The following is a 7,687-nucleotide window of genomic DNA, read 5'->3' as shown; positions in this document are numbered from 1 at the left end:
CCGGTGGGGACCAGGTGCGCCGACGACCCGAAATCGCCGGCACCAGACACGGTGCCCGACGAGACCGCCGACAGGAAGAGTCTGCGCAGTGAGCGCGCCGGGCACCGGGCGGACCGTGCTGGTCACCGGCGGGTCGAGCGGGCTGGGTGCCGCGGTGGTGGCGGCGGTGGCCCGCTCCGGCGGGCGGCCCCTGGTGCTGGACCGACAGGCGCCGGGCGACGGCGTGCCCTGGGTCGAGTGCGACCTGGCCGACACCCGGGCGGCGGAGGAGGCAACCCGCCGGCTCGCCGAGCGCGCGGGTGGACTGGACGGCGTGGTCACCGCCGCCGGCATCGACGTGCCGGGCCGGCTGGCCGATGTGCCCGGCGAGACGTGGGACCGGATCGTCATGGTCGACCTGTTGGCCACCGCCGCGGTGATCCGGGCCGCGTTGCCGTTCCTGGCGGCGTCCCAGGGCACCGTGGTGACCGTGGCCTCCACCCTCGGGGTGAAGGCGGTCAGCGACGCGACGGCGTACTGCGCGGCGAAGTTCGGCGTGGTCGGGTTCACCCGGGCGCTCGCCGCCGAGTTGGCCGGGACGGTGGGCGTCACCCTGCTCATCCCGGGCGGGATGCGGACCGCCTTCTTCGACGAACGGGATCCGCAGTACCGCCCAGGCCCGGACGCGATCCTCAACGACCCGGCGGACACCGCGGCCGCGGTCATGTTCGCGCTGTCCCAGCCCGCCGGCTGCGCGGTACGCGAGCTGGTGGTCTGCGCCGAGCAGGAGACGTCGTACCCATGATCCTGGCGCTGCGTGCGCTGGGCGTCGGTGACCTCGCCACCGGGGTCCCGGCGCTGCGGGCGCTGCGGGCGGCGTACTCCGACCGGGATCTGGTGCTCGCCGCGCCGGCTTGGCTCGGGCCGCTGGTCGAGCTGGTCGGCGGGGTGGACCGGCTGCTGCCCACCGACGGGCTGGACCGGCTGGATCGGCCCGCCGGGCCGGTCGAGGTCGCGGTCAACCTGCACGGTCGGGGCCCGGAGTCGCACCGGTTGCTCGCCGCCACCCGTCCCGCCCGGCTGCTCGCCTTCGCCAACGCCGCCGCCGGGCACGGCGACGGCCCGGACTGGGACGACGACGAGCACGAGGTGACGCGCTGGTGCCGGCTGCTGGCCGGGTACGGCATCGCTGCCGACCCGACCGACCTGGACCTGCGTCGCCCGGGGGCGGGGACCATGCCCGGCGGCGTCACCGTGCTGCACCCCGGCTCGAAGGTCCCCGCCAAGTGCTGGCCGGCCGGGCGGTACGCCGCGCTGGCCCGGGAGCTGACCGCGCGGGGGCACCGGGTCGTGCTGACCGGCAGCGGGCCGGAGCGGGTCGTCGCCGCGCGGGTCGCGTCCGAGGCCGGGCTGCCGGACGGCGCGGTGCTGGCCGGCCGGACCGACCTCGCCCAGCTGGCCGCCCTGGTGGCGGACGCCCGACTGGTGGTCAGCGGGGACACCGGGGTGGCGCACCTGGCCACCGGCTACCGCACCGCGTCGGTGGTGCTCTTCGGACCGGTCCCGCCCACCCGGTGGGGGCCGCCGCCGGAGCGCCGGCGGCATCGGGTGCTCTGGGTCGGGCCGGGGGCGGGGTCGAGCTGGGACGGGAGCGGCAGCCATCCCACGATGGCCGCCATCGGGCTCGACGAGGTGCTGGCCGCCGTCGACGAGGTGGAACGAGCGGTGCGGGCGGACCGTGCGATTGCGGCGTAGCGATCCGGGTCGGCCGGGATACGAGCGGCGCCGGCGGGGTCCGGGCTGGTCGTTCCTGGACCCGCGTGGCGAGCCGGTCCGCGATCGCGACGAGCTGGCCCGGCTGCGGGCGCTGGTCATCCCGCCCGCCTGGCGCGAGGTCTGGATCTCGCCGTACCCCAACGGGCACATCCAGGCCACCGGCGTCGACGCCGCCGGCCGCAAGCAGTACCTCTACCACCCGGTCTGGCGGCAGCGGCGGGACGAGGCGAAGTTCGACCACGTGCTGGAGGTGGCCCGCCGGCTGCCGGTGCTGCGCGAGCGGGTCGGCCAGGACCTGGCCGGGCGGGGGCTGCGTCGCGAGCGGGTGCTGGCCACGGTGACCCGGCTGCTCGACATGGGCACCTTCCGTGTCGGCAGCGACCAGTACGCCGCCGGCGACGACCCGACGTTCGGCGTGGCCACCCTGCGCCCCGAGCACGCCCGGTCCCGGCAGGGCTGCGTGGTCTTCGAGTTCCCGGCCAAGGGCGGCGTCGAGCAGGTACGGCTGGTCTCCGACCCCGAGCTGTGCCAGGTGCTGACCAACCTGCGCCGCCGGCGGCGGGCGGCGGACCGGCTGTTCGGCTACTGGGACGGGCGCGACTGGCGGGACGTCCGCGCCGACGAGGTCAACGAGTACCTGCGTGAGGCCAGTGGCGGGGAGATGACCGCGAAGGACTTCCGTACCTGGCACGCGACGGTACGCGCGGCGACCGAGCTGGCCGTGCTCGGGTCGCCCCGCTCGGTGACGGCCCGGCGGCGGGCGGTGGTGGCGGTGATGCGGCAGGTGGCCGATCTGCTCGGGAACACCCCGACGGTGGCGCGGGCGTCCTACGTGGACCCTCGGGTGGTCGACCTGTTCCACGACGGGGTGGTGGCGCCGGTGGCCGGGGACATCTCCCGGGAGCAGGCCGAGCGGGCGGTGCTGACCCTGCTGGAGCGGGCCTGACCGCGCCGGGGGCGGCCGTGCCGTGCGGGCCGGAAGGAGCGGGCTGGGCCGTGGGTGGCCGCGCCGGGCGGCGTCATGGCTGGGCGGCGGCGGTGCGGGCCTGGATCAGTGTCTCGACGCCGTCGAGCACCCGGCCGAGGCCGAACCGCCACTCCGCGTCGTAGTAGTCCTCCTCCTCGTCGTCCGCCTCGGTCAGCAGTTCGTGGATCGCCGGGTACGGGCCGGAGGCGGTGAGCAGGGCCAGGTGTTGCCAGTAGTGCTGGCCCACCTGGTCGGGCGTCTGCCCGGTGCGGGCCGCGGCCTCGGCGAGATCGGCGGTGGTGTTGGCCCAGCTGCGGGTGTACCCGCTGACCAGCATGATGGTGGAGATCCGCTCGGTGCCGCGCAGGCCGGTGCCGCGCAGCGCGGCGAGCCCGTACTCCAGCCAGCGCACCGAGTTCGGGTTGATCGGTGGGCCGCTGATCGGCACGTGCCGGATCCAGGGCTCCCGGCGCAGCGCGGCGAGGTTCCCCTCGGCCCAGCGGGTCAGCGCCGGCCGCCAGCCCTCACCGGGGGCACGCGGCTGTGGCGGCGGCCCGAACGCCCGGTCGGTCATGAGGTCGAGCAGGTCCTGCTTGGTCGGCACGTACCGGTAGAGCGACATCGTCGCCACGCCCAGCTCGCTGGCCACCCGGCTCATCGACAACGCCGGGAGCCCCTCGGCCTGGGCGACCCGGATTCCCGCGGCCACCACCTGCTCCAGGCTGAGGCTGCGTTTCGGGCCCCGGCTGGGGCGGTCGCGCAGCCCCCAGGCGAGCGCGATGCTCTCGGGCAGTTCGACGTTCTCAGGCAGCTCGACGTCGGGGCTGTCCACCCACACCTCCCAGGCCGGTCTTGACCGCCATCCTAGCTTCTGCGTATGGTCTACGCATTAAAGCGTATGCCATACGCAGATAACGGAGGGTGATTATGGTGAACGGGCCGCCAGCGGTCGAACTGGTCGACCTGCGCAAGTCTTTCGGTGATCTCGTCGTCCTCGACGGCCTGACCATGCGGGTGCCCACCGGCGGTGTGCACGCTCTGCTGGGTCCGAACGGGGCGGGCAAGACCACCACGGTGCGGATCCTGGCCACGCTGACCCGGCCGGACTCGGGCAGCGCCCGGGTCGCCGGTCACGACGTGGTGCGCGAGCGGCGGCGGGTGCGGCGGACGATCAGCCTCGCCGGCCAGCACGCGGCCCTCGACGACGGGCAGACCGGCGCCGAGAACCTGACCATGCTGGCCCGGCTGTCCGGGCTGTCCGGGCCGGCGGCCCGCGACCGCGCCACCACGCTGCTGGAGCGCTTCGACCTGACCGACGCCGCCGGCCGGCGGGTGGTGACCTATTCCGGTGGGATGCGGCGGCGCCTCGACCTGGCGGCCAGCCTGGTCGGCACCCCGTCGGTGATCTTCCTGGACGAGCCCACCACCGGTCTCGACCTGCGCAGTCGGCAGGGGCTGTGGGAGGTGATCGGCGAGCTCGCCGGGGCCGGCGTGACCGTGCTGCTCACCACGCAGTACCTGGAGGAGGCCGACCGGCTCGCCGACCGGATCACGGTGCTGCACCACGGCGGGCTCGCCGCCGAGGGGACGGCCGCCGAGCTCAAGAGCCGGTTCGGGGCGCAGCGGCTGGAGCTGGTCTGGCGTGACGCGGCCGGCTTCGCCGACGCGGAGCGTCGGCTGGGTGACCGGACGACCCACCGCGATCCGGCCCGGTTGGAGCTTTCGGTGGCCACCGACGGCAGCGCGCCACAGGTACGCAGCCTGCTCGACGAGGTCGATCCGGACCGGCACGGGGTGGTCCGGTTCACCGTCCGGGAGGCGACCCTCGACGACGTCTTCCTCACCCTCACCGGACATCCGGTGACCGCGCGACCGGAGGTGGCCAATGTCTGAGCTGACCGTCCGGCGGACGCACGCCGCGGTGATGATCGGCCGCTGCGTCCGGCTTTCCCGGCGCAACGTGGACGCGCTGCTCACCTCGCTGCTGTTGCCGGTGATCCTGATGCTGCTGTTCGTCTACCTCTTCGGCGGGGCGATCGACACCGGCTCCGCGTACGTGACCTACGTCGTGCCCGGCGTACTGCTGCTCTGCGCTGGATTCGGTGCGGCGGGCACCGCGGTCAGCGTCACCACCGACCTGACCAACGGCATGATCGAGCGGCTGCGCACGATGGACGTCGGCGCCACCTCGATCGTCGCCGGGCACGTGCTGGCGAGCGTGGCACGCAACACGGTGTCCACGGCCCTGGTGCTGGCGGTCGCCGTCGCCATCGGGTTCCGGCCGGCCGTCGCACCGCTGCGCTGGCTGGCCGCCGCCGGGGTGCTGCTGCTGTTCCTGCTGGCGGTGTCCTGGCTCTCGGCCGCGTTCGGCCTGCTGGCCCGTACCCCCGAGGCGGCCAGCGGCTACACCTTCCTGGTGATGTTCCTGCCGTACCCGAGTAGCGCCTTCGTGCCGGTCGAGACCATGCCCAGCTGGCTGCGCGGCTTCGCGGAGCACCAGCCCGTCACGCCGGTCATCGAGTCCCTGCGCGGGCTGCTGCTGGACACCCCGGTCGGCTCGGCGCCGGCCCGGGCGGCGGCCTGGTGCCTCGGTCTGCTGGCCCTCGCGGTGGTGCTCTCCGCGGTGCTGTTCCGACGCCGGATCGCCTGAGTCGGATGCGGGTACGGCGGCTCCGGGGGGTGCCGCCGTACCCGCCGGGTGTGTGTCGAGGGCCCGCAAGGCCGTCGACACACACCCGTCAGTCGTCGAGGACCTGCGCCAGCCGGTCGCGGAACCGCCGCTCCGAGGCGGTGACCACGCTGCCGCCCAGACCGAGGATGCCGCCGCTCGCGGCGGCGCCGACGACCTGATCGGCGATCTCCACCAGCCAGTGCCGGTACGCGCCGGCCTCGCCCTCGTCCACCTTGGCCGCCAGCAGCGCCGACGCCGCCTTCGCCCGGCCCAGCACGTCCTCGGCGTAGGACCGCGGGTCGTCGGGCGCGATGGCCGGCAGTTCCTCACCGGTTTCCGGGTCGCCCACCCGGGCCACCAGCTCCCCAGCCACCGCCGCCACCAGCGGGCTGGCCGACTCCCGGCCGGCGGAAATGGTCTCCAGGCCGGCGGCGCTCTCGGCCATCGTCGCCCGGGTGCCGTCGGACTCGGCGGCGCTCGCCGCGGTGAGCACCGACTGCGGCAGGCCGACCAGCAGCCCCCATTCCTCGTCGGAGAAACCGAAACCGGTGTACGCCGGTTCTTCGATCACGGCTGTGTCCCTCCCGCTCGTCGTCCACGTCCTCACCGAGCCGCGCGCCTCGTCCGCTTGCGCGGCGGCCATATCCAGCTGAGCCGCGGCGCGGCCGACCCAGGTTAGTCGAGTACCAGCAGCCCCTGTTCGGACACCACGCTGACCGACAGCGTCTTGTACCCGACCTCGTCGAACAGCACCGTCATCCGGCCCTCCTCGTAGCTGAGCACCAGTCCCGCGCCCCACTCCGGATGCCGGACCTGGCTGTGCACGGGGAACGGTCCCACCGCGCCGTCGTCGGCCGCGCTGGTGCCGGCATGGCAGTTGTCGCAGTGCCCGCAGATCGCGGTCATCTGCTCGCCGAAGTAGGCCAGCAACGCCTGTCCCCGGCAGGCGCTGGTCTCGGCGAAGGCCCGCATCATGTCGGTACGCGAGCGGGTCAGGGTCTGCTGCCGCTCGGCCTCGGCCACCGCCGCCGCGGCGGCGTCCACCGGGGTGGGGGAGTAGCGCGGCGCGCCGACCCGCTGTCCGGCCTGGGACTGCGCGGCGCCGACCTGTTCCAGCAGGGCGAGGAACTGACCGAGCTTGCGCGGGCCCAGCCCGGTAACCTCGCGCAGTTCCTTCTTGGTGGTGGGCGCGCGGCGCAGCAGCGCGGCCAGGTCGCGTAGCTCGGTGACGTCGGGCAGCCCGCCGCTGAAGTAGCGTTGCAACCCGACGTCCTCGGCCTGCCACAGCAGCAGTACGCGGGCCGGCTGGCCGTCCCGCCCGGCCCGGCCGATCTCCTGGAAGTAGCTGTCCGGCGAGTCGGGCAGCGCCATGTGCACCACCCAGGCGATGTTCGGCTTGTCGATGCCCATGCCGAACGCCGAGGTCGCCACCATGATGGGCACCCGGTCGGCGAGGAAGGCCTCGTGCAGCCTGGTGCGGGCGGTGCTCGGCATCCCGCCGTGGTAGTGGTGCGCGGGGAAGCCGGCGTCGGTGAGGCGATCGGCCAGTTCCTCCGCCGCTCGGCGGGTGGGCACGTAGATGATGCCCGGCCGGTTGTCCTCGCGCAGCAACGCGATCAGCCGTCGCCACCGGTAGTCCTCGGTGGGGCAGTGCGCCACCTCGAGGAAGAGGTTGGGCCGGTCCAGTCCGGACACCACGATCTCGGGCTTGCGTAGCCGCAGCCGGGCGACGATGTCGTCGCGTACCGGCGGGGAGGCGGTGGCGGTCAGCGCGACCACCGGTGGCCGGCCCAGGTCGTCGATGAGCTGACCGAGCGCCAGGTAGTCCGGGCGGAAGTCGTGTCCCCAGGCGGAGATGCAGTGCGCCTCGTCGATCGCCATCAGGGCCGGCCCGAGTGCGCGCACCTCGGCCAGCCGGTCGGGGTTGGCCAGCTGTTCCGGGGTGATGAACAGGAACTCGGCCCGCCGGTCGCGGATCTCGGCGATCGCCTCGGCCTGCTGGGCCGGCGTTTCGTCCGAGCTGATCCGCACCGCCCGCAGCTCGGGTCGCTGCCGCTCGTTGAGCGCGGCGATCTGGTCCTGTTGCAGGGCGAGCAACGGTGAGATCACCACCGTCGGGCCGGGGATCAGGCTGGCCGGGATCTGGTAGATCGCCGACTTGCCGGCGCCGGTGGGCAGCACCACCAGGGCGTCGCGCCGCTTCATCACGGCCCGCATCGCGGCCAGCTGGTTGGGGCGCAGGTCTCGCTGCCGTCCACGGCTCGCCTCCCCAGCGCCTCGGTTTCCGTCTGACA

Annotated in this window: 8 protein-coding genes; 5 read left to right on the top strand and 3 right to left on the bottom strand. The window is 74.2% G+C overall.

What is annotated here, in order from left to right; translation table 11 throughout:
* The first annotated feature begins 88 nt into the window (after positions 1-88).
* Genes AB0M52_RS26985 through AB0M52_RS26975 form a run of 3 tightly spaced genes read left to right on the top strand, consistent with a single transcriptional unit; the run spans position 89 to position 2,701 of the window.
* The gene (locus AB0M52_RS26985) at positions 89-784 is read left to right on the top strand and encodes an SDR family oxidoreductase (RefSeq protein ID WP_363959211.1); all 696 of its coding nucleotides are present in this window, start codon (positions 89-91) and stop codon (positions 782-784) included.
* Entirely contained in the window at positions 781-1,734 is a 954-nt protein-coding gene (locus AB0M52_RS26980) for a glycosyltransferase family 9 protein (protein ID WP_363959208.1), read from the top strand. The genes AB0M52_RS26985 and AB0M52_RS26980 overlap by 4 nt, the downstream gene beginning before the upstream one ends.
* Positions 1,718-2,701, top strand: coding sequence for a DNA topoisomerase IB (locus tag AB0M52_RS26975; RefSeq protein WP_363959205.1), 984 nt, complete (start codon positions 1,718-1,720; stop codon positions 2,699-2,701). Before AB0M52_RS26980 ends, AB0M52_RS26975 begins: the two co-directional genes overlap by 17 nt.
* Positions 2,702-2,774: 73 nt before the next feature.
* Here the strand turns inward: AB0M52_RS26975 and AB0M52_RS26970 are convergent, their stop codons facing one another.
* On the bottom strand, positions 2,775-3,554 hold the full coding sequence (locus AB0M52_RS26970; protein WP_363959202.1) for a TetR/AcrR family transcriptional regulator: 780 nt from the start codon (positions 3,552-3,554) through the stop codon (positions 2,775-2,777).
* 95 nt (positions 3,555-3,649) lie between these two features.
* On the opposite strand from AB0M52_RS26970, the gene AB0M52_RS26965 reads away from it, so the two are divergent.
* Both AB0M52_RS26965 and AB0M52_RS26960 read left to right on the top strand, forming a co-directional pair.
* Positions 3,650-4,615, top strand: coding sequence for an ATP-binding cassette domain-containing protein (locus AB0M52_RS26965; RefSeq protein WP_363959199.1), 966 nt, complete (start codon positions 3,650-3,652; stop codon positions 4,613-4,615).
* Positions 4,608-5,372 carry an ABC transporter permease gene (locus tag AB0M52_RS26960; protein WP_363959196.1) on the top strand — a complete coding sequence of 255 codons (765 nt, stop codon included), beginning with the start codon at positions 4,608-4,610 and terminating at the stop codon, positions 5,370-5,372. The genes AB0M52_RS26965 and AB0M52_RS26960 overlap by 8 nt, the downstream gene beginning before the upstream one ends.
* 88 nt (positions 5,373-5,460) lie before the next feature.
* Here the strand turns inward: AB0M52_RS26960 and AB0M52_RS26955 are convergent, their stop codons facing one another.
* Positions 5,461-5,964: a hypothetical protein gene (locus tag AB0M52_RS26955; RefSeq protein WP_363959193.1), complete on the bottom strand. Its 504-nt coding sequence runs from the start codon at positions 5,962-5,964 to the stop codon at positions 5,461-5,463.
* A 104-nt stretch (positions 5,965-6,068) separates the two neighbouring features.
* The gene (locus tag AB0M52_RS26950; protein WP_363959218.1) at positions 6,069-7,610 is read right to left on the bottom strand and encodes a RecQ family ATP-dependent DNA helicase; all 1,542 of its coding nucleotides are present in this window, start codon (positions 7,608-7,610) and stop codon (positions 6,069-6,071) included.
* Between the last annotated feature and the right edge of the window lie 77 nt (positions 7,611-7,687).

Origin of the sequence: Micromonospora sp. NPDC051296 (assembly GCF_040682255.1) — a bacterium.
Lineage (GTDB): Bacteria > Actinomycetota > Actinomycetes > Mycobacteriales > Micromonosporaceae > Micromonospora > Micromonospora craterilacus.
Note: the sequence above shows the minus strand (reverse complement) of the source record. Positions and strands in the feature narration are given on the sequence as shown.

Bases quoted from the DNA above. Each gene is read 5' to 3' on its own strand.
- AB0M52_RS26980 (WP_363959208.1), top strand. From the start codon at position 781: ATGATCCTGGCGCTGCGTGCGCTGGGCGTCGGTGACCTCGCCACCGGG.
- AB0M52_RS26965 (WP_363959199.1), top strand. From the start codon at position 3,650: ATGGTGAACGGGCCGCCAGCGGTCGAACTGGTCGACCTGCGCAAGTCT.
- AB0M52_RS26960 (WP_363959196.1), top strand. From the start codon at position 4,608: ATGTCTGAGCTGACCGTCCGGCGGACGCACGCCGCGGTGATGATCGGC.
- AB0M52_RS26950 (WP_363959218.1), bottom strand. From the start codon at position 7,610: ATGCGGGCCGTGATGAAGCGGCGCGACGCCCTGGTGGTGCTGCCCACC.